Here is a 22,249-nt window from a genome sequence, read left to right on the forward strand (position 1 = left end):
CAGAGTGACGCCATGACTGAGAGAGGTAAAACAGTCATTGATTTTTTTCACAGACAAAAAGAGGGCTGTTTCCGGCGTAAAACAGCCAGGCTCTTTTACCGTAAGGTCTTATTTTCAGTAACAGAGTTTCTCCCTTATTTGTAAAAAATTCGGGAAACCACCCTTTCTCCTCACTGAGGCTCATGGTCATCTGAGGAGAGTCCATAATCATTTCCGATTTAAAATTATATATGTCCCCATTCTGCCGATATGAAAAGGAAACAGACTTGTCCAGGTAGCTTTTTGTATTATCTCTGTGATAACTGATGCCCGATACTGACAGAAATCCTTTTCCGTTATGCATGTTCTGTGAGATAAGCAGATCAAGCCGCTCTTTATCCCAGAAATAGGAAACACTGGCCTTACAGGATACAGCATCCCCCTCCTCCCTGTTGGCAGGATAAAAAAGATAAAGCAAACAACATATTGCTATAAACGCAACGACAGCGATAATTTTATTCATCATTAAAATTCTTTATGTAATAAAATGAATTGCAGTTTGCCTTCATACTGGTGTTAAGCGGATGCTGACACATGAAGTAAGAAAGTCTGTCCGCATTTTTATAGGCGGTAAGATAGACGTAAGGCGCGGCCTTACAGTTGATCCCCAGCTGCTCAGCCTTTTTTACAACCTCTTCTTTGCTCATCAGAGCATCTGTTTTACTGAACAGAGTGCAGCCTTTGTAATTCGTACTGTAAATAAACAAGGCATCTTCGTCATTCTGTACAGTCCTGATATGAAAAAAATTAAAAAGCAAAGCTGTCAGAACAATCAGCGAGGCCATGGCCATAAATCTCCTTGTCCAGACGCGGGCCGTAAGAAAACGGCGCCTGACAGGCAATAAACGCAACTGATGCCTGTTTTCAGTTTCAGGTTTTAGTTCATACTGCGATGTCTGAATCCCTTCTTTAGCGACATGCTGTTCAACCGTGTCCTGACCCACTTCAGAAACGCCTTGCTCATCTTCCGGCACAGTGCTCATGGCAGGAGATGGAGAAGTCATCTCTTTCTGCACGGTTGTCTTTGGAGAAAGAAGGAAACCCTTTCGGGGCATAGTCCTGATGATATCTTCCTGAAGGCCGGCTTTTAAAAAAGCACGCCTCAGTGCTGAGATATTCTGGTAAAGCGTCGTTGACGCCGGTTCTGTACCAAACCGGCGCCATACATAGTCATAGAACTGCTGATGCGTGACCAACTGACCCACATTGTCAATGAGCAGTTCAAGGCACAATGATGCGGATGCGCTGATTACCGCCGGGTTTCCCCTACCGGTTATTCTTTTTTTATCCGGCTCAAAAATAAGAAAACTGTTAAGAATAATTTTCCTGCTCAAGACGTGCTCCACCAGTGAAATAAGTCATCATTAAACCCACATTAAATATATGCCTAATTTGCGGGGGAAATATTTTTAACGGATGAAAGCATAAATCTGAAGTCTTCCCAAATCAATTTAAAATAGCCAAATCACATCTCTTTTTTTTCCTGTCTGTTATCACGGGTTGATTGAAATCACATACAAATATCATGTTAAGACTTTGATTAAAAAGGATATTAATTTGGATATATAAAAAAGTAGATATTTAAACAAATTTAGAGAAATTCAAAGGTGCGCATGCGAATTTTCCGGCATAAGATTTGTGACCTAATTTCAACACCCGTACGAAATTAGCATCCGTGTTATTCACCGCGTTGCAGTATGAATTACTGCGGAATTATGAACTTTTATCGAACAAAAAAGGATTGCTGAAATGAAAAACATCACACTCATTACCAGTGCTCTAATTGCTGCGGTTGTCTGCGGAAGCGCATCTGCAGCAGACGGCACAATTAACTTTACAGGCTCAATCACTGATACGGCCTGCAAAGTGGATACCGCATCGGGAAATCAGCCCGTGAACTTGGGCAAGGTTGCCGCAACCGCATTCAACTCTTCCGGCGCGACCGCTTCAGCGACCCGCTTTACCATTAAGCTGTCGGACTGTCCTGCGGCTGCCACCACAGCCAGCGTCCGGTTTGATGGCCCGCAGGCCAGCGGTAACAGCAGTCTGCTTGCGCTGAGTCCCGGAGAGACCGCAACCAATGTTGGCGTAGGTATTTATGAGCAGGACAGTAACACGCTGATCCCAGTCGGCACTCCCTCCGCGCCGGTTACACTTTCCTCAACATCAACTAATGCACTCAACTTCATCGCCAAGTATGTCTCCACCGCTGCAACGGTGGGGGCGGGTAGTGCGAACGCAGCGGCGACGTTTACCGTTGCTTACAACTGATCCTGTGAGCCGTTCGCGGCTCATTAATTTACGGAGAAAAATGTATGCTGCGTTTGTTGCTGACACTGTGCCTGATGACAACGTCACTTGCCAGCCAGGCGGGCGTTGAGATAGGTGGTACCCGGCTCATTTACCAGGGCAATGCCCGGCAGGCGGCTATCAGTGTGAATAATCCCGATGGCAGGCCCTACCTGATTCAGGCGTGGGTCGACAAAGATCCATCATCTGCTGACGGGGATAAAACCTTCATCGCCACACCGCCGCTTTTCCGCCTGGAACCCCACTCCCAGAATTCGGTAAGAGTGGTATACACAGGCCAGCCGCTGCCTGCAGATCGCGAGTCTATGTTCTGGCTCAGTATCAAGTCTGTGCCCAGCACATCAAAAGATGAGATGAATCAGTTGCTCATCACCGTTAAAAGCGTAATCAAGCTTTTTTACCGACCAGCCGGGCTGAGTGGCAATCCGGTGACGGCATATGAAAAACTGGTTTTCACCCGACGCGGCGGAAAGGTTTATGTTTCAAACCCTACGCCTTACCACATCTCATTTTATGACATCAGCGTTGGCGGAGTGCAGGTCAAAAAGCCACCCACACTTAAGCCTCTGTCTGAACAGGCCATTGACGTGCCGGCAGGAGCTTCCGGTTCTGTCTCGTGGCGAACTGTTAATGATTTTGGTGGCATCACAGACGTCAGAAAGACGAAAATCTGACCCGGTATTTAACACAGAATGTTATTCACGATTCTCACAGGCCAACACCTCCGGCGCGAAATGACAGTGGCATGTCTTATCCTGATGTCGCTGACAGTCCGTATGGCGAATGCAGAGGACTATTTTGACCCTGACGCCATAGAAAAGCGCGGCGGGCAGACTGGCAATATCGATCTGTCATCCCTAGAGCGTCCTGGCGGGCAGATGCCGGGGCAGTACCGCACGGAGATATACCTGAACGGTAACGCCGTGGCAAACAGGATCCTGAATTTCAGACTGGGTAAAAAAGGTCTCGTGCCGGATATCCGCCGGGAAGATCTGGTGATGTGGGGCGTTCGTCCGGGAGTTACGTCTGAGTTTTCCCGCGCTGGCAGCGGCAGACTCAGAAGGCCTATTAATGATTATCTGCCTGACAGCAGGCTCAGCTATGACTTTGCCAGACGGCGCCTCGACATCAGTATCCCGCAGGAGTATGTGCAACAGTCCGCTCAGGGAACCGTTTCCCCTGACGAGTGGGATGACGGGCTGCCCGCGGCATTTGTAAACTATGCCTATACCGGTGCCAGTAGCCACGGCAACTACCGCAACGGGAGTGAACAGAGCAATTACCTTAGCCTGCGCAGCGGAGTGAATCTGGACGCCTGGCGTCTGCGTAATACCTCCTCCTGGTCAGATGCTGAGCGGACGCGGCACTGGAACAGCATCAGTACGTATGTACAGCGTGACGTAAAGAGTATGAAGGCGCAGTTTGTTGCGGGCGACAGCTATACGCCGTCAGATGTGTTTGACAGCTTCGCTTTCCGGGGAGCACAGATAGCGTCAGATGATAACATGCTGCCTGAGAGCCAGCGGGGCTTTGCTCCGGTGGTGCGCGGTATTGCGCAGAGTAATGCACGCATTACTGTCCGGCAGGACGGTAACGTTATTTACCAGGCTTATGTACCACCCGGCCCTTTTGCCATTACTGACCTTTATCCGACGTCGTCAAGCGGTGACCTGAGCGTGTCTGTTCGCGAGGCTGACGGCACGGTGCGTCAGTTTATTCAGGCTTTCTCTGCCGTCCCAATTATGCAGCGTGAGGGCCGTTTTAAATATTCCGTTACGGCAGGTAAATACCGGGTGGCGGCAGCGGCTAACTATAGCCGGCGTGAGCCGGCGTTTATGCAGGCAACGGGTATATATGGCCTGCCGCATGCCGCAACGCTTTACGGCGGAACAGTGTTATCCGGAGACTATACGGCAGGCAGTCTCGGGCTGGGAAAAGGGCTGGGAAGCCTGGGTTCGGTGTCAGCAGACGGAACATGGGCACAGGCGAAACTGGATGACTTTTACCGGCGCGGTGCCTCGTTTCGCTTTCAGTACTCGAAAGCCTTTTCGGACAGCGGCACCACCTTCACGCTGGCTGGATACCGGTACTCCACTTCCGGCTATCTGGATTTCAGCGAAGCTAATGGTTATTACGACTCCCTGCCGCCGAATCCGCGTACAGACGACCTGACCGGGTCTGAACTGTCTCAGGCACAGCGTAACTATGTCTACTGGCGGCATCAGCATAACAAACGTAGCCGCGCGCAACTCAACATCAACCAGACGCTGGGTGACTACGGCAGCCTTTACGCCTCTGCCTATCAGCAGCAGTACTGGGGGATCAGCGGACGGGAAACCAACCTGAGCATTGGGTACAGCGGGAGCGTCAGGGCCATAAATTATTCGCTTAACTATGCGTGGTCTGAGTCCCCTTACTACAGCCAGAAAGACAGGGTGGTATCGCTGACCTTGCAGATCCCGTTTGATCGTTTTCTTCCGACCAGCTGGCTTAACCTGTCTGCGAGCCATGCCAGCCACGGCGCATCTGTGACGTCTGCAGGTATCTCAGGTACCGCCCTCGCCGACCATAATCTGAGCTATAACGTTCAGCAGGGCTTTGACAGCAGAGATAGAGACCTCTCCGGGAGCGCAACGGCGGATTATAAAGCCTCTTTTGGAGAATATCAGGCGGGCTACAACTACAGCCAGCAGACGCGACAATTTAACTACGGCACCTCGGGCGGCATTATTGTCCATCCTTACGGCCTGACGCTGTCCCAACCGCTGGGCGATACCATGGCCCTGGTCAGGGCAGATAAGGCATCGGGCATCAAAGTTGAAAACAATACCGGCGTTTACACTGACCGGAGGGGCTATGCCGTGGTGCCCTACGTCACGCCCTATCGCCGCAATATCGTCAGGCTGAACACCGATACACTGGCTGAAAATGCGGACATCACGACCGACACCCGTACGGTGGTGCCCGGACAGGGTGCACTGGTTCTGGCTGACTTCCCGACCCGTTACGGGCAGAAAATAATGCTGACTCTTAATTCTTCGGTCCCGGTACCTTTTGGCGCCTCAGCCACCATTAACCGCGGCCGCCAGACAGCATCGGGTATTGTGGACGATCAGCAGCAGGTCTACCTGAGCGGCGTGCCACAGCGCGGTACCGTCATGGTGCACTGGCAGGGCGGCCACTGTGAAGCCACTTATGACACTGGTACAGCCGGACCGTCCGTGCAATTCATCACGGCAACATGCCGGTAAAGGAAAATAATCATGAAGAAAAAAGTAATGTTAACAGCCGTTGCCGGCCTGCTCGCACTGGCGGCCACTGATGCACAGGCTTATTCGTGTGCAACAACTACACCGTCGAGTGTTCTTACGCCCAAACCCCTTGCTGTACCGAGGAACCTGCCCGTCGGCTCGCCTATTGGCAGTGAACTGGTCTCAGGGGTGGTACAGACTTATCACTGTTCAAATACGCCGGCTCCCGCCATCACCAAACAGGAATTTGGTGTTGAAGCGATTGGAACCTATATTACCACTATTGACGGGCGCCGGGTCTACAGCACCAATGTACCTGGCATAGGATATGCGGTGGGCGCAACCACTCTCAATGTCTGCCCGCGTAAAACCGGTTACGTTGATGGCACTGCTTCGATTGACGGCTCTTCCAATGACAAACGCCTTTGTACCGGCTTAGCCCTTTTCACTACTCTGAATCTCACCGCTCAGGCCAGAATACAGTTTTATAAAACAGCACAGTCAACCGGGACCGGGACAGTTTTAGGTGGAAGGGTTGGTTTTTTCATCCTGCGTAATAATTCGACAAGCTGGGTGCAGCCCGGAGCAGGCATCAATATTGCCGATTTCAATGTTACAAACACCGGCTGTACGGTGACCGATACTACAATTCAAGTTCCGATGGGGGCAGTGCAAAAGCGGGCATTCGGGGGCCTGGGGACCTGGCCCGGTGACGCTAACACCCGCAGTTTTTCGATACCGCTCGACTGCAATGTCGGCACCCGCGTCAGTGTTCAAATAGACGGCATCGTCCAGAACGCCGCGCAGGGCGTACTTAAGCTGAACGGGGGCGAAGGCAGTGCAACAGGAGTGGGGATTCAGTTACTTCACTCTAATGTGCCACTGCCGATTGCTATACCGCTCAATCTGGGACCGGTCCCTACAGAAGGCGCATACAACATCCCTTTTCAGGCAAGGTACTATCAGACTGGTCTTAACATTGAACCAGGCTCGGCAAATGCCAGTGCGACGTTCACGATGACTTATCAATAGTTACTGGCTGAGTTTTATGCATGTGATTAATGTGTCGCATCGTTGCCATATATCTGTAGGAACATAATACACTGAATAAAAATGGCCGGGTTTATAAAATTCCCCTTTCAGGGGAATAATAACCTCTGGAATCTGATGCGACTTTTTCTGGTTGTTATTTGTGCCAGTTTTTAGTGAACCCTGGGAAGGGTTGAGCATGGCGGTAATTTAAGGGTTGAAATTTTATAATAATTTTCACTTATGTACATAACATGAAAAATATAACGAAAGTAATTAGATTGATTATTATATTCTGAAGAGCGCGAGGACTGGAGGTGCCGTACGCTGGTCATTTTAGTTGATGTCATGAAATAACATTTATTTTTATATTCTTACTGGCTTATCGAGCTTGCCATAAGACATTCACAAGTTTATTAATCCGTAATAAAAATGGAGGAATTTTGACGTTTATGGATAACACCCGGCGCTACATAACATTCACCGAAAATGAAATTGCTGTTTCATGGTTTTTTATGACAGGTATGAATTTAAGGCAGATAGCTGAATGGACAGGACTAAAAGAGAAATCCGTCAGCTATTATAAGAGGCGGGTTATGAGAAAGGTAGGAGTGAAAAACAATAATGAGTTTATTCAGTGGTTCCTGGAAAACAGAGCCGTATATCAGGGGCGCAGCGCAGAATTCAGCATTCTGCGCCGGAGTACTCCTGTGACGTTGAAGAATTAATGGAAGTATAAAACAAGGGATTTATTATGTTTAACTTTAAACGATGGATGAAATTATCACTCACTGGCTTATTCTGTTTCACCGCTCTCGCGGGCTGCAGTAAGCAAACGCCTCAGCGAGTGAGCATAAAGGATTATTTGCTGGATGATACACATTCTTCTGCCGCACAGAATGAGCGGATACGTTTTCTGGTGTTTCATTACACTGCGGTCGACGATGCCACCTCGCTAAAATTGCTTTCCGGAAAAAATGTCAGTGCGCACTACCTGATTTCTGACCGTGTTGACAGCCGTACTCGCAAACCGATCGTCTACAGGCTGGTCAAAGAACAAAGACGAGCCTGGCATGCCGGGGTGAGCAACTGGAACGGTCAGGTCAACCTGAATGATTCCGCGATTGGTATTGAGATTGTGAATCCCGGTTTTACAGAAGATATGTTGGGACAAAAGACCTGGTATCCTTATCGTGAGCAGCAGATTAATGCCCTGACAGCCCTGGCTAAAGAGATTATACGGCGTTATAACATCACACCGGATAACGTGCTCGGCCACAGTGATATCGCGCCACTGCGTAAACAGGATCCTGGAAAACTTTTCCCCTGGAAAGCGCTGGCCGCTCATGGCGTAGGGGCGTGGCCTGATCCAGAACGTGTGCAAAAGTATCTGGACGGGCGTGCAATGAACGCTCCTGCGAATGTCCTGAACATCCAGACGTTGCTCAGGCGGTATGGTTACGATCAGATCCCGCTCAGTGGTGTCCTGGATGATGATACCCGAAAAACCATCAGCGCATTTCAGATGCATTTCAGGCAGGGAAATATTGACGGCATACCCGATGCAGAAACCGAGGCCATAGCTCAGGCGCTTGATGAGCAGTACCGCCCTGCTCCTCATTAATCTGCCAGTCCTGTTCGCAGCCTCCTGGCTGCGCCTACCTGATGGCGGAGAGTCAGTGACGACCTGACCACCGGACGGTTACGGTCCAGTAAATTAAGATGACAGTCAGGCTTTATCAGTCATGAATATCAGTGCGGTGAGAGAGCGTTTCAGACGTCGTGTTATTGAGGCTAAGAGAGACGTCGTAGTGCTTGTAAGGCTCGCCGACGGTGAACGCCGGGCACGGATCCTTGGTACGCCGCATGTAAAGCAAAGTGCAGACCGGGGGGACCGGTCAACAAAGCTAAAAGAAGCATCTCTGAACTAATTCAACAAGGTGCGCATAATGCTATTTATGTTAAATATCAATTGGTTGCAGTGTTTTTTACTGTCCCGCTGCTTATCTGCGTTCCAACCTGTTCTGCAAATAGAACTGTGAGCTTGTCCTATGATTCTGCATGGACAGAATCAAGCCAAGTCATTCGCTTCTTTAATTCGATTTAAGATGCTCATCAGCAAATCACGGAAATTTGTGAAAGAATCATAAACCTCGTCAATTGCAATCCTGTCTCTGATCTCCCAGGAATTAGCTGGAATGTTATATACATACCAGTCAGTCCCTGACGTGCCGATCCATATAAACCCTCTGTTTCCTTCTTCAGCACTCTCTGTTCCTGATAACTCAGCGTTGTACTCAGACAGGCCATTATTTTCATCACCATGGCTCGTCAGCCCAAAGATCGAATGACCGTCAATGCTGAAGCCATCAACACCGGCGACAAATTCCAGGTATTGTGACCAGAAACTCTGCAGCTCAGCTTTCAAGTCTCCAGTGATCCCCTCAACAGGTTTGGGTGCCTTAAAAGGTGGATGCACGGGATAACCGAGTTTTTGAGCCAAATCCACAGTGTTATTAATTACACATGACATTTCAGTGTTGAGCATGACATTGTCTCCCTATGGGTAAATCACACCTTTTGGTACGGGCCATAAAACTTCAGTAGGACCACCTGACGCGATGGATCGCGAAATGCGCTGCTGAGTAGTTGTAAACATGGCATGTTCTGGTGATTTACTGATTAATACCAAATTACTGAAGTCATTCGTTCCACTGTCATCAAGAGGAAGCTTATGGTGCACATCCCAGTTAACGGGGTTATTTCCCTTCGCCATTCGGGTAAGGTCATCCGTGCTTAACCGGCTTTTCACGTCAGGGTTGTCAGAAATTTCCTTCAGAAAAGATTTTCGCACCTTGTCGAACTGGTTACGTAAAACCATTCGTTCAGCCGCTGGCCGTTTGATGTAATCCATTTTTACCACATCAATGTTACTCAGCAGATTTTTCTCGCCTTTATAAGTGCCCAGATAATTTTTGAGCTTCTCGAGCTCTGCGATCGACGTCGGATGAACAGCAGCGCGACCCATGGCCAGTATTGAACTCAGTGCTATAAGAGAGCCTGCAGTCTGCTGATTCAGCACTTCACTGAAACCTGCAGCAGCATCTTCTCCCAGCTTTCGGGCGGTGTCGGCATACATTTCAGGATTCTGATTATAAATCGCTCCCGCAGCCAGAAGACGACCAGCCGCTTTGCTGTTTATGGTACCAAACGTTTCGGGTTTTTTTGTCGTCTGTGCATACTGATTAGGTGATGTCACATACGATCTTGTCATAAACGTTGTTGGCCTTGGTTTTCCGTTCTTATACTGGTTCGCTCTGCGCTGCACTGACTTACAAAATTCCGTAATGATGCGTTCTGCACCATTAGAGTTATAAACCCAGGCTCTTTTGCAGATGAGATTGCCTTCGCCATTGATATAGAAAAGCTCCCCCGGTAAGGAAAACCGATCCAACATCACGATTTCGCCAGTCTGAAGTAAATGGAGAAACCTTTTCTCTTCATGTTGTCTCTGCGCAGGCGGCTGGTCTCTGTAATTTATTTCACCTCTCCTGCGAATGATCGCAGTGCGGTTGAGAACATCAGCCGCTGGCTGAGACTTCAGCACTGTGGACCGGAAGATGTTCATGTGGTGATGGAGGCCACCGGTGTCTATCACGAGCGGCTGGCCACTGCCCTGCACGATGCGGGTTTTTATTTGTCTCTGGCCAACCCTCACCGCAGCCGGGAGTTTGCCCGTGGCATGGGGATTATGACCAAAACGGACAAAGTGGATGCGTATATGCTCGCCTGTTACGCGCTGCTGAAAAAACCGCACCGCTGGGAGCCGCCCGCAGCGGATATCAGGCATCTCAGCGCACTTCTGCGTCGGCGGGATGTAATACTCGCTGACGCCGTGCGGGAGGAAAACAGGCTTGAAAAATATCAGTCTACCGACACGCCTGCAGACGTCATCAGTTCATGCATCAGGATGGCTCAACTGTTACGCGAAGAGGTAAAAAATATCGAACGGCAGATAAAGGCGCATATTTAGGCCAGTCCTGACCTTAAACGGGATTATGCGCTGCTTACGTCTATTAAATCTGTCGGGCCCCAACTGGGGATGCACATGCTGGTTGTGCTCCGCAGCCATCACTTTGAATCAGCAGACCAGGCGGCGGCTTTTCTGGGCGTGGTGCCAGTCGGGAAGCGTTCCGGTACCTCGGTCCGGGGACGTCCACGCATGTCTAAAATCGGCCCGCCTCAGCTGAGAGCCAAACTTTACATGTCAGCCCTGTGCGGAAAGATTCATAACAAACGTATGCGTAACATTTACGAGGAAATGTGCCTGCGGGGAAAACCCAAGATGGTGGCCATTGGTGCACTGATGCGAAAAATGGTTCACTGGTGTTATGGCGTCCTGAAGACGGGAACGGCTTTTTGTGACGGAGGCCCGCGTGCTGCGCTGAATTCCTGACTCAGGTTGAGTTGACACTTTACCGACTGAAGCGCTCATGAGGGCAACCGGGCGTAGTCCGCTATGAGCGAGGAACGGACTTTTGCAATGAAACGAAAACATCAGAATGGATAGGCCCGCTGAATGAATACCCACGTCCACGCGCAACTCAAAAGTAGTAGGCCTGTGTCTTCTCCGATGAATGCCGGATCGGTGCTGTCTATGTTCTTTTCACCGTCGTGGCTGTTCGCAGGGTAATTGAGCCGCTGTGCACACGGCCCGACTACTGGTTCTGGATGGGGATATTTAAGCGGCGGCCCCGGAAAGGATTTCCTGTCTTGCTCGGCCAGTTGTCGGCGGCTTTAACCATATAACCTTATTACTCACTATCTGATGAAAAAGTATGTTACTCCCTTATTCATAATGAGTGCTGGTAACCCGTATTCATGCTCTGCTGCCTGGTAAATAAATACCCATTCTGGCAGCTCTTTACTTAGCTTTTGCAAAACGCGCAGACGTTTTCGGGCAAGCTCTGGCGTATTAAAGACATCTCCGCGGGACAGCGCACTGACATCCAGCGAGCTAGCCCCCATTACACCACTGAACAGGTAACGTTTTCCGTCTGAATTGCGTGTCAGGAATGATGGCGTTTCATATATTCCCGAAATGCCACTCTGCCTCATGGTATAACCACAGTCTGGTCTGTTTACCATTGATCTGTATTCATCTACACAGCCCAGACCCTCATCAGTAAAACTCACCCCAATATAGACAGTTTTACCTGTATTTTTACCTTTGAAAAATGTGTCAATAATACTGTTGTAACCTCCTTCCATAATCTTATCAGTGCTTCCCATCTCCACGTTCCTGAACGCCGTTTCGGTAGCCTTTCTCATTGTATCAATGTACATGCGCATAGCCGACTCCTGGTCTGAGGCCAGCTCATGAGGAAGCCAGGCAATCAATCCCGAGCGCTCCCAATCTTCTGATGCGAAACCTGCATGTGGATATACAGTTATAAACTTCGGAGATCAAGATTACTCAGGTTATAGGGAGAACTATCATCTGGAGCTCCCCAGTAATAGAGTTTATTGCCGGAAAGCTTCAGATCTTCTGACGAAACATCCTTGTCTTTCCAGGGATCCTGCTTGGATGCTACAAAGACATTCCAGGCATAGCTGTGGGATGGTTCATATTTGAATCTTCCGTTAACGGCATCATTCGTCAGCAGGCATCCTGACAATGTAATTGCTACAGATAATAGGGTAAAAAACCGGATAGATTTTTTCATTGTGACGCTCTATTCATCGAAAAATATTTTAATCACTACACCAAGAGGCAGTTTGTATATAGATAATTATTGTACGTCAACACCTGAGTTGTGATAGGGGTGTCAGCTCAGATTGGCGGTCAGTTATGAGTGAAGAGCGAACGTTAAGGTCTCTTCACAATAGTGGGGTTATACAGGATCAGGTTTTAGGCCACTCATACAGTATTTGCAGAACTTATGTAATGCAATGGGTTGAATTTAAAGATGAATTATCATTATAAGTAAACCTGGTATTTCGTATTACAAGAGGGGTTTCCATTAAATTTTATTGGGAATTTATGAAAATAAAGAGCATGATTTTAATCACTCTTTTGCGCCCTTTTCCAAACTTCCTTCACAGAAGCTCTCCATGCGAACCATCCCAAAGGAAGATCAGCTAAAGTATTTAGAGATAAATCCAGGTTAATAACGCTTTCGAGGCTTACCAGAACGGCATCCTCTTCATTTAGTGCTTTTGGATGATTAATATGGAATTGCCAACATCCATCCTCGCTATCGTGACAAACATAAGATATTCATCCCCCTGAAGAAAATATTTTTCTATTCGCTATAACTGCTGTATTGGGTTGGTCATCAAACTGCCACATTAAATCGGCCATTAATTGCTTCCTTCTTTGCAAAAGTTAAGCATTTTTTCTTATAAAACATGAGAATAAATCCTGCCCTACTCCCCTTTGATTAATACACCGACATCCTAGCAACGTACGCTCCTGGCACAAAGCAGACAAAGAAGTGAAAAAACAGATAAGCGTATCTCAGGGAGCGAGAGGAAAAATTGTAGTTAACAATTTACTGTTTCTACAATCACAGTTTACACATCTAGGTACACTTCAGACTCAAGTCGGCATGATTTCTTCCGAAACTGTCTACGAAGGTAAGCACTGACTTACTTAATATTCAAAAAACCGGAGCAAATCATGACTATTTCACAGCGCCTTTTTTTAACTTTCTCACTACTGGCGATATCACTGATTACCATCGTTACGGCCTCCGTATCCGTGGTTACAGGATTCCAGACCCGTTTTCAGTATGTGCAGGAAAATACCATTCCTTCCATAACTGACATTGATGATCTGATTAACAGCAGCAACATGCTTATTATCTGGCTTTACCGTCATCAGAGTTCAAAAAGCCTCACCCAGCAGGCACAGTTTGAAAAAGAAATAAACGAGCGCATTGACAAGTTGATTACAAATACCCGCCACTATCTAGAAGAGGACGTCTCTAACGAGGCTGATCGGCAGATGACGGAGGGGGAACTGGCCAAAATTCAGGAAATCAGGGCCAGGTTACCGGTTTTTCTTGCCGGCTCCAGAGCGCAGAATGATGACGTCGCCCTGCCCGCTATTCAGGGTAATGACGGTGTAGGCGCCACGACCCGCAGCCTGATTGCCGATTATCTGAAACAACGTCAGTTTAACGTTGACATCGGCAATGCTTATAACATCCAGAATAACCGCACCTATTACCAGACCCTGTGGGCACTCATTGCTGGCTCTGCTGCAGCCATTATGATACTGGGCTTCTTCACGGTCAGAACCATTCTGTCTATTCGCCGACATCTTAACGGAATGCGCTCGGTAATGGAGAGAGCCAGTGAACATCTGGATTTGACCCTCAGGGCAGACGACTCACGCCGGGATGAGATAGGGCTTACTGCAAAGGCGTTTAACCACCTGGTAAGTAACGTTGCCACCTCATTGAATGCGGTGGAGCAGGCAGCACATTCAGTCAGTTCCTCTTCAGGCGAGATAGCCGCAGGCAATGACGATTTGTCCTCCCGGACCGAAGAGCAGGCCGCTTCTCTGGAAGAAACCGCCGCCAGCATGTCCCAGCTCAGCGAAACGGTTCGCCAGACGGCAGAAAACACCCGACTGGCAAGCCAGCTTGCGAAAAATGCCCGTGAGATATCGAATGACAGCTCGGTTAAGGTTCGTACCATGATTGGAACCATGTCTGACATCCGCAGCAGCTCGGCTAAAATTACGGACATCATTTCCCTGATTGAGGGCGTGGCGTTTCAGACCAACATTCTTGCGCTCAATGCGGCGGTCGAAGCAGCGCGTGCTGGCGAGCAGGGGCGTGGTTTTGCGGTGGTGGCTGGCGAGGTCAGAAGCCTGGCGCAACGCTCTTCCGCCTCAGCGCGTGACATCAGGGAGCTGATTGAGTCCTCCATTGCTTTTGTCGAGGCTGGAGCGTCCCAGGCCAGCGATGTTGGTGAAAACATGACGCGCATGGATGATGCGGTACGTCAGGTCACCGACCTGATTGACGAAATTTCTGTTGCCGCGCAAGAGCAGTCTCTGGGAATAGGTCAGGTACATCAGGCGGTCAATCAGATGGATGATGTGACGCAGCAGAATGCCGCGCTGGTCGAAGAGGCCTCTGCCGCTGCTCGTTCACTGACTGAGCAGGCTGAGGCACTGAACGGTCTGGTGGCTGCATTTACGTTTAGTGAGGATGCATCAGTCCGGAAGATCGAAGTAAAACCATACAGCAGCAGTCCTTTAGCGAAGTCGGTGAGATTAACGCCACAGTCAGACATACACCACGGCAGCAACGATAACTGGACGAAGTTCTGATAAAACACACAGCCGCCGGTCACAACCGACGGCTCACCGGACTGCATCCGCGCGGCACTCAAAAAGGAAAGAGAAATGAACACTAATCCTGATTTTTCTGAAAAGCACAGGGAGCTAGTGGTACTTCATGAGCATATCTGCACGATCACGGAACAGATGAGTACTCATAGCTACCCTTCACTTTCGGTATATCTCAACAATCTTGAACATATGAGGCAATACTTTGAAGAGGTATCCCGCATTTATAGCATTGCAGGGTTTGAAAAGTGGTTGAAAGCTGCAGATACTGATTTATTTATCAACATCATGAGCCAGCAGCGTTCATTTGTCCTGCTCGGTAATATGCTGGGTAATCTGAAGCGTCTTTTCTTTACGAGTTAAAGAATATTATTGCTGAAATGGTTTTCGTTAACTAAGCAGTAATTAGATTAAGACGACTCAGTCCCGCAAGTGGGTCCGCCTGCCACTAATCCGGATGAAGTAGAGTGAAGCCAGCAAGGTGAGACAGTAATCACTGGTACTGATTAACTTCTAGATTATCTTTAAATCTGTGAGCCGGTAATGTCAGAGCAGAAGGTTACTCTGGTTTAAGTCCGCATTGAGTTGTGAGTTCAACCGATGGACGCAACACATCGGTCAAAACGCTCTGCGGGTGATTCACAGTCCAGCGTTTTTCTTGGCCTCTCGTTGAGCTGTCTGGCAACACTGTTTAGTCTTTGCTGTCTGTGAACCGATAAGTCAGTTTGACCTGCTCCCCATTATCAACACTAAGTGCTGTTTGCTACTTCCGCTTCTGGCACCAAGCGGACATTAAAGAATACCTGAGTCCGTTATGTGCGACACCGGTCAAAGTCGGGTCAGAAGTTAAAACGAACCCTACTGACATGCATACTTGAGGTCTGTGGTGCTCAATAGTTTTAAAAGCTATGGGCTGACACATCTTGCCTGTGCGCACTTCATATATGCATGTAGATATAGCTCACTGAGGGGTTATGAAAAGCGTTGATGGAACCAGTCATAAAGTTCAGGACGCGCTGCTACCACCGAACCTTCACGGGCTTCTTCGCCAGAAAATTGCCTGACCTGAATGCCGTTCTCCTGGGCAATCAATTTTCCTGCGGCGATATCGTAATAACTCAACCCGTCCTCAAAAAACGCGTCCAGTCTGCCTGACGCGACATAGGCAAGATCGAGCGCCGCCGAACCCAGTCGCCGGACGCCTGCGCTTTCAGCCATAAGCCGCGCCAGGCCGTTAAACAGCACCGCCCGGTCAATCACCTTTAACTGGCCTGGAACGGGCAGCGAGACTGAGCATAGTGCTTCAGCCGGTGTTTTCGCCGTCAAACCGGGAAGCGGCATACCATCCAGGCGGGCACCGTGACCTCTGATGGCGGTAAAGCACTCTTCCCGAAGCGGATCGTATACAACGCCCAGTATTTCCCCCTCGTCATCGCAGAGCGCAATGCTGACCGCAAAGTAAGGGATACCCCAGATAAAATTGCTGGTGCCATCCAGCGGGTCGACGACCCAGTATTGCGCATGGTGGCCGCGGGTAAACCCCGTTTCTTCTCCCAGGAAACCAAAACCCGGCGCGTCTTCGTTAAGACGCGAAAAGATGATGCTTTCTGCAGCCAGATCGGCGGCAGAAGCATAATCTGCGGTGCCTTTCTTACTGATGTCGGTGTCTTCCAGACTGCCAAAGCGCTTAACCAGCTCAGCACCGCCTGCCCGGGCTGCGCGTTTCGCCGCCAGAAGAAGGCGAGGTCTGTCGAGGTCATTTTTTGTCATGCCTCCTCCTTCATAAAACGTGGGTTGCCAAACGTAATGCCAACTCGCTTGCCGCGCGGCAGAGGGGCGCTGGCTTCAGCTGAGAGGCTGTGCAGGGGGCTGAATGACAAGGTGTGAACCCATGCGCGGCCAATATAACGTACATCCGTGACGGTCACGTCGCAGGCGCCAGTGCCCGGCTCACAAAAGTGAACGCTTTCGGGACGCACGAAAAAGGTTGCTCGTCCTCTGCGTGACGGATCGATGATGTTTAAAAAAGGACCGTCATCCGGTCTGAAGCCCTGGTCTTCCAGTACGCCGTCGATAAAGTTGGCCTGACCGACAAAGTCTGCCACAAAGCGCGTTTCGGGACGGGAATAGACCGCTTCCGGGCAGGCGAGCTGATCGACTTTTCCTCCCTTCATCACGGCAATGCGGTCAGACAGCGCCAACGCCTCTTCCTGATCGTGTGTGACATAAATAGCGGTCACACCGATGCGCTGCTGTAATTCACGCAGTTCCTGCCTTAACGAGACGCGGAGTTTTGCGTCAAGGTTGGACATCGGCTCATCCAGTAACAACAGTGGCGGATCGATAACAAGTGCGCGGGCCATTGCGATGCGCTGCTGCATGCCGCCGCTCATTTCAGCCGGATAGCGGTCTTCCACATGGCGAAGCTGCACCTGAGCCAGTGCAAGGCGAACCCGCTTTTGAATGTCTTCTCTACTGATTTTCCGTAACTTAAGTCCGTAAGCCACGTTATCGAAGATGGTTTTATTGGGCCACAGCGCGTAGTTCTGGAAGACAAAACCGATATTTCTGTCCCAGGGGGCGCGTGTTGACACGTCGACGCCGTCAAATAAGATGTGGCCGCTGTTAATCGCATGAAAGCCTGCCACTGAACGAAGTAATGTCGTTTTACCGCAGCCTGACGGGCCCAGCAACGTAAAGAACTCACCCGGTCGGATCGTCATTGAGACATCATCCAGAACAAGATGCGTGCTGTAGCGTTTTGATACAGACTGAATAGTCACCTCACAGCCTCGCCGCGATGCTGCGTCGTGATGAATGTCAGACATAATTGTTCCTCTCCGACTGCCCGTAGCGGACAACGGCATAAAGTGGCACATAGATAATCAGCATCAGCAAAATCGTCTGGGCTGCAGAAATGCCAAAATCGGCATCGACCAGCGTGTTTTCAAATATTACGGCCGTCATGGGCTTCCAGGGCGGACGATAGAGGACGATTGTCGAAGACAGTTCAGTGACGATATGTAAAAAAGTCAGCGTCGCACCGGTGAGTGCCCCGGCCAGCATTAGCGGGGCCGTGATGGTCAGAAAAACGCGAGCGGGTCTGGCACCTAAGCTGATGGCGGCTTCGTCGAGAGCAGGATGAACCTGGCGAAGTGCGGCTTCAGACGCTTTAACGGTAAAGGGCAGGTTTCGGACGACGTAAGCCAGTGCCAGAATAAACCACGTCCCGGTGAGCTGCAGAGGTGCCTGATTGAAAATCAGGATCAGCCCGATGCCCAGCACGGTTCCAGGAATAACATAAGGCAACATGACAAGACCGCTAAGCGAAGGCGCAAGGAATGTGTAGCGTTTACGCACCAGAACGTAAGCCACGCCCAGTCCACCGGCAAAGGCAAACAGCGTGCCCGAAAGACCCAGTGACAGCGTGACCCATGCGGGCATCAACCCGTTTTGCCACATGGTTATATAGTTAGCCAGCGTGGGCGTCAGCGTTGGCAGGCCCACACGCCATTTAACAAAGCTGGTAACCAGGACAGTGATGTGCGGGACAAAGGCCAGCAGCAGAACACAGCCGCTCAGAATAAGGGTCAGGCAGTGACCTGCACGTGAGAGTTCGCGTTGTTTGGGACGCCGTGATGAAACGGCAGCATACCCACGACGTGAAAGATAGAGCTGCTGCATCATGAGAAAAAGGCTGGAAATCGTAACCAGAACCACTGAACCCGTGGCCGCCAGTGCAGGGTTTCTTCCCGCTTCACTCAGAAACGCGTTATAGATCAGTACAGGTAAGACATTCAAATCAAGACCAATGATGCGCGGTGTGCCGAAGTCTGACAGGGCCGCCATCATCGCCAGATAGAGCCCTGTCACGATTCCCGGCATGGCTAACGGAATCTCCACTGTCAGACGGGCACGTAAGGGGGATGCGCCCAGAGACTCTGCTGCCTCAATATGGGACGCATCCAGTTGCCGAAAGGCGCTGTAACTGAGCAAAAATATAACCGGAAAAACCAGCCAGGTGATGACCCAAGTGACCCCATAAATGCCCACAATTGACGTCTGCAAGTCCAGCAACGTCGTCACAATCCCGTTGCGTCCCAGCAGAAGCCGCCAGGCATAGGCACCAAGGAAAGGGGGAGAAACCGATGCCATTGTCACCATGAAAACAAGCGCGTTGGCGCCTGCAATTCTGAAGCGCGCGATCATATAGGCCAGCGAAACGCCAATTAACGCGGCGAGCGTCGTGGCAAAAAAGGAAATCATCAGGCTGTTCAGGGTAGCGTGCAGCGTTTCACTGGTGGCAATAAAGGCAAAATAATGGCTGAGCGTATAGGTCAGCGTCGGATTTTCTGCTGTGATAAATGCATTCGTCGCGTGCCCGAGAATGACTGTTCCGTCTGGCTGCAAGGTAGCCGTTAGCGATTTTGCCGCTGTTCGACTGAAAAGGCTTCGCGGCGCTTGCTGAGTCAGGAGTAAAGTGTCGCTGCCCACGCCTAAATGCATTTCTCCGCGGCTTGCAGAGGTAACGCTGAGCGGCGATGTACTGTGAATCACTATTTTATTTGTGCCCGAGGCGACAAAACGCAGTGGTTCATCGCCACGTTTTGTCACCGTCACGCCATCCTTATCTGTTTTCAGCGTATAGTCGCGAGTCATTTCCGGAACGGCGTCAAGCCCTCCAGCCCGACTTACAAGGGTAAATTTGCCACTGTCGCTCAGCAATGATGCGCTGAGCAGGCGAGCCTGAGGCCAGAGGATGGTTATTCCACAGAACAGCAGCATAAGGACGGTGAACCAGCGCCATGAATCACGAAGCCCTTTCATTTTGGTAACGCCGCCTGAAAACGTGCGACGACAACCTGTTTAGGGTCCTGTGGCGAGATAATATTGAGCGTGCTCAGATCGGGAAGCGCAGCGGGAGGCGCGACATCTGAGCGGGCTGAACGACGTATCGTGAGATCCCTGACTTTTTCATGCGTGTCTTTCTGTCCGAGAAAGTCGATAAACAGTTTGGCCTGATTGGGATGAGGAGCGCCCTGAACGACAGCCTGTGCATCAATCTGACCGGTCACCGCATCAGTGGGATAAACAATGCTGATCGGCAGTCCGTTGGCTTTCCATTTAGCGCCCAAATCTTCGTTTATCCAGCCTGCCGCGGCTTCGCCATCACGGACGGCGTTGAAGGCATCATCGGAGCCTGCTGCGATCCGTGCACCTTTGACCAAATTGCTGATAAACGGCCAACCAAACTGTCCGGCAAGCGCCGATATCAGGGTATAACCGGTTCCCGAACGGGCCGGATCGGGGATGATCAATGTCCCCTGTTTTCGCCATTTTCCTGTCACCATATCAGCCTGCGAGGACGGCATTTCTGTTGAAGGGACACGCTTCGTACTCACGATGATGGGTTGCAGAAGAAGGGTAAAAGGATGCCAGATATGACGTGGATCTGCGGTGACCATTGCACTGTCTGTTTTGCTCTCATAAGGCTGGAACAGAGCCGCATTTTCATCATAAATCTGTGTGGGGCCGCCCCACAGGAGATCGGCTGAAGGGTTGCCTGCTTCGGCGCGCAGCCTTTCGACCACTTCGCCAGTACCGCCTCTTACCAGTGTGACGTTAATTTCCGGATGCACTTTTTTAAACATCTCAAGGACAGGTGATGTCGTCGTTTCACCGTGAGCCGTGTAAATCACCAACTCAGAAGAACTGGCGGTGCCCGTCATTAATAACGCGCTGACGGTCAACGCGACCAAGGAATAAAACACCTTACTCATTGTCGGCACACTCCTGCATTTAAATCCAGTTAATGGTTTAATTAAATTGTGAATGTGGGCAATTAAACGGGGCTTTTATGATTTTTTTATGACAAAAATCGATTTTTTTAAAAATTGAGCGCTGGACGTGATTAGGCTCTCCATTCTATTATCCATTTAATGGATTTAAAAAAGGCGAAAGCACTGTGGCATACCCGGGTAATAACCATGCCTTTTCAGGCCGCTATAATCGCAGGCTGGTTTTTGATCTGATCCGTACGGCTGGTGTGCTATCGCGATCGGACTTGGTCAACGCAACAGGACTCCAGCCTCAAACGATTACTAACATCACAAAGGATTTGCTTGAGCGTGGGCTGGTCAGTGAGGAAGGGCGCCTGCAACACCGACGCGGTGCCCCGCAAAAGTTGTTGCGGCTTAATCATCGCGCAGGTTGTGCTTTAGGAATACATCTTGATCGGAAAGGGATTACTGCTGTCGCCTGTGACCTTGCCGCAAATGCGTTAGCCAGCCTGCACGCGCCAATGGAGTGGAATAATCCTGAAGCGAGCCTCGACACCATCGCCCACGTCATTGCCGATCTGACGCTGAAGTGTGAGGGGATACCTGTGTGGGGAACCGGCATCGCGATGCCGACCCTGCAGGAGGCCGGATACGAGGAGTACGTCGGTGCACCGGGTTGGCAGTCGTGGAGCCAGATTCCCGTCGCCGACAGGCTTGAAGCGCGCTGTGGGGTACCGGTTATTGTTGAGAATGATGCGACTGCCGCTGCGATAGCAGAACGCCATGCGGGGGCAGCCAGTGGAATGACGCATTACGTCTATATCTTTGTCGGTCACGGACTGGGTGCCGGAATTATTGTCGACGGTCTGCCGTTTCAGGGGGCGTTTAACAATGCGGGTGAGATTGGGATGATCTGCTGGCCACCTGAGTTAACGAAGTGCCCCCGCGATATTCCCCCTTTCTCATTAGAGGAGCTGGCAACCACGTTGAACGTTGACCTGGATGCGGTTGAAAAGCCCGGCTATCTTGAAAAATTGTACGTTCAACGAGACAGTCAGCTGATGTCATGGCTGGAATGCAACAGTAAGCGGTTACGTATCCTTATTTCAGTCATTGAAAACATGTTCGATCCGCAGAAAATTTTGATTGGGGGCTATCTTCCTTCAGCGCTGTTTTCCTCGCTGGTTGATCGCACCTATCCATTACTTCCTTCTGTCTCTGCCCGAAAAACAAGAGACACGTCGCGGTTAGAAAGTGCGCGTCTTGGAGCTATGGCCCCTGCAATTGGCGCTGCGCTTTTGCCCGTAATAGCTCATGGCAGCCCGCATTTCAGACAACTGTCGCTGATGCGCACCAGAACTCAAACTATAGATCCTGAGATTTTATTTGATCGGATTGCTGGTAAGGTTGATTAAAATCGTTGCCAGTTGGATGGCATGAAAGCATATCTAACCGTGCTTTCATTTTTTAATTTG

The 22,249-nt window shown here is 50.0% G+C and carries 19 protein-coding genes and 2 pseudogenes; 10 read left to right on the forward strand and 11 right to left on the reverse strand.

Annotated elements, in window-relative coordinates:
• Window positions 1-34: 34 nt before the first annotated feature.
• Together RAC90_RS20330 and RAC90_RS20335 are read right to left on the reverse strand one after the other, a co-directional pair.
• On the reverse strand, window positions 35-505 hold the full coding sequence (locus RAC90_RS20330; RefSeq protein ID WP_240156264.1) for a hypothetical protein: 471 nt from the start codon (window positions 503-505) through the stop codon (window positions 35-37).
• The gene (locus RAC90_RS20335) at window positions 495-1,373 is read right to left on the reverse strand and encodes a transcriptional regulator (protein WP_375124725.1); all 879 of its coding nucleotides are present in this window, start codon (window positions 1,371-1,373) and stop codon (window positions 495-497) included. The genes RAC90_RS20330 and RAC90_RS20335 overlap by 11 nt, the downstream gene beginning before the upstream one ends.
• Before the next feature lie 415 nt (window positions 1,374-1,788).
• Between RAC90_RS20335 and RAC90_RS20340 the strand changes: the two genes are divergently transcribed.
• From RAC90_RS20340 to RAC90_RS20365, 6 genes are all read left to right on the forward strand, one after another.
• Window positions 1,789-2,310, forward strand: a complete 522-nt coding sequence (locus RAC90_RS20340) for a fimbrial protein (RefSeq protein WP_375124726.1) — start codon at window positions 1,789-1,791, stop codon at window positions 2,308-2,310.
• Between the two features lie 74 nt (window positions 2,311-2,384).
• Window positions 2,385-3,023, forward strand: coding sequence for a molecular chaperone (locus RAC90_RS20345; protein WP_375124734.1), 639 nt, complete (start codon window positions 2,385-2,387; stop codon window positions 3,021-3,023).
• 60 nt (window positions 3,024-3,083) lie between these two features.
• Window positions 3,084-5,600, forward strand: a complete 2,517-nt coding sequence (locus RAC90_RS20350) for a fimbria/pilus outer membrane usher protein (protein WP_375124727.1) — start codon at window positions 3,084-3,086, stop codon at window positions 5,598-5,600.
• A gap of 12 nt (window positions 5,601-5,612) precedes the next feature.
• The gene (locus RAC90_RS20355; protein WP_375124728.1) at window positions 5,613-6,632 is read left to right on the forward strand and encodes a fimbrial protein; all 1,020 of its coding nucleotides are present in this window, start codon (window positions 5,613-5,615) and stop codon (window positions 6,630-6,632) included.
• A gap of 449 nt (window positions 6,633-7,081) precedes the next feature.
• Window positions 7,082-7,357: a helix-turn-helix transcriptional regulator gene (locus RAC90_RS20360; protein WP_375124729.1), complete on the forward strand. Its 276-nt coding sequence runs from the start codon at window positions 7,082-7,084 to the stop codon at window positions 7,355-7,357.
• A 47-nt stretch (window positions 7,358-7,404) separates the two neighbouring features.
• The gene (locus tag RAC90_RS20365) at window positions 7,405-8,253 is read left to right on the forward strand and encodes an N-acetylmuramoyl-L-alanine amidase (RefSeq protein WP_375124735.1); all 849 of its coding nucleotides are present in this window, start codon (window positions 7,405-7,407) and stop codon (window positions 8,251-8,253) included.
• 447 nt (window positions 8,254-8,700) lie between these two features.
• Here the strand turns inward: RAC90_RS20365 and RAC90_RS20370 are convergent, their stop codons facing one another.
• Together RAC90_RS20370 and RAC90_RS20375 are read right to left on the reverse strand one after the other, a co-directional pair.
• On the reverse strand, window positions 8,701-9,177 hold the full coding sequence (locus tag RAC90_RS20370) for a YrhA family protein (RefSeq protein WP_324030712.1): 477 nt from the start codon (window positions 9,175-9,177) through the stop codon (window positions 8,701-8,703).
• 12 nt (window positions 9,178-9,189) lie between these two features.
• Window positions 9,190-10,086, reverse strand: coding sequence for an HNH endonuclease (locus tag RAC90_RS20375; RefSeq protein WP_375124736.1), 897 nt, complete (start codon window positions 10,084-10,086; stop codon window positions 9,190-9,192).
• Between the two features lie 45 nt (window positions 10,087-10,131).
• Here RAC90_RS20375 and RAC90_RS20380 point away from each other — a divergent pair.
• A pseudogene (locus tag RAC90_RS20380) lies at window positions 10,132-11,085 on the forward strand (IS110 family transposase).
• Window positions 11,086-11,450: 365 nt separating this feature from the next.
• Here the strand turns inward: RAC90_RS20380 and RAC90_RS20385 are convergent.
• Window positions 11,451-11,981, reverse strand: coding sequence for a hypothetical protein (locus RAC90_RS20385; RefSeq protein WP_324030710.1), 531 nt, complete (start codon window positions 11,979-11,981; stop codon window positions 11,451-11,453).
• A gap of 98 nt (window positions 11,982-12,079) precedes the next feature.
• Entirely contained in the window at window positions 12,080-12,355 is a 276-nt protein-coding gene (locus RAC90_RS20390; protein ID WP_324030709.1) for a hypothetical protein, read from the reverse strand.
• Between the two features lie 956 nt (window positions 12,356-13,311).
• Between RAC90_RS20390 and RAC90_RS20395 the strand changes: the two genes are divergently transcribed.
• Both RAC90_RS20395 and RAC90_RS20400 read left to right on the forward strand, forming a co-directional pair.
• Complete coding sequence (locus tag RAC90_RS20395) at window positions 13,312-14,976, forward strand: methyl-accepting chemotaxis protein (protein ID WP_324030708.1); 1,665 nt, start codon at window positions 13,312-13,314, stop codon at window positions 14,974-14,976.
• Between the two features lie 75 nt (window positions 14,977-15,051).
• Window positions 15,052-15,357 carry a hypothetical protein gene (locus RAC90_RS20400; RefSeq protein WP_324030707.1) on the forward strand — a complete coding sequence of 102 codons (306 nt, stop codon included), beginning with the start codon at window positions 15,052-15,054 and terminating at the stop codon, window positions 15,355-15,357.
• A 230-nt stretch (window positions 15,358-15,587) separates the two neighbouring features.
• Here the strand turns inward: RAC90_RS20400 and RAC90_RS20405 are convergent.
• The 5 genes and pseudogenes from RAC90_RS20405 to RAC90_RS20425 form a co-directional block, all read right to left on the reverse strand.
• A pseudogene (locus tag RAC90_RS20405) lies at window positions 15,588-15,719 on the reverse strand (IS30 family transposase); the annotation flags it as partial.
• A gap of 247 nt (window positions 15,720-15,966) precedes the next feature.
• Window positions 15,967-16,764 (reverse strand): inositol monophosphatase family protein, encoded by a 798-nt coding sequence (locus tag RAC90_RS20410; protein ID WP_022623065.1) that lies wholly within the window; start codon window positions 16,762-16,764, stop codon window positions 15,967-15,969.
• On the reverse strand, window positions 16,761-17,822 hold the full coding sequence (locus RAC90_RS20415; protein ID WP_014606777.1) for an ABC transporter ATP-binding protein: 1,062 nt from the start codon (window positions 17,820-17,822) through the stop codon (window positions 16,761-16,763). The genes RAC90_RS20410 and RAC90_RS20415 overlap by 4 nt, the downstream gene beginning before the upstream one ends.
• Window positions 17,815-19,821, reverse strand: a complete 2,007-nt coding sequence (locus RAC90_RS20420; RefSeq protein ID WP_054634136.1) for an iron ABC transporter permease — start codon at window positions 19,819-19,821, stop codon at window positions 17,815-17,817. The genes RAC90_RS20415 and RAC90_RS20420 overlap by 8 nt, the downstream gene beginning before the upstream one ends.
• Window positions 19,818-20,774: an extracellular solute-binding protein gene (locus tag RAC90_RS20425; RefSeq protein WP_375124730.1), complete on the reverse strand. Its 957-nt coding sequence runs from the start codon at window positions 20,772-20,774 to the stop codon at window positions 19,818-19,820. The genes RAC90_RS20420 and RAC90_RS20425 overlap by 4 nt, the downstream gene beginning before the upstream one ends.
• Window positions 20,775-20,959: 185 nt before the next feature.
• On the opposite strand from RAC90_RS20425, the gene RAC90_RS20430 reads away from it, so the two are divergent.
• Complete coding sequence (locus RAC90_RS20430) at window positions 20,960-22,189, forward strand: ROK family protein (RefSeq protein WP_375124731.1); 1,230 nt, start codon at window positions 20,960-20,962, stop codon at window positions 22,187-22,189.
• Window positions 22,190-22,249: the final 60 nt, after the last annotated feature.

It is taken from the genome of Pantoea sp. CS_6 (assembly GCF_041954745.1).
In the GTDB taxonomy this organism is placed as follows: Bacteria; Pseudomonadota; Gammaproteobacteria; order Enterobacterales; family Enterobacteriaceae; genus Pantoea; species Pantoea stewartii.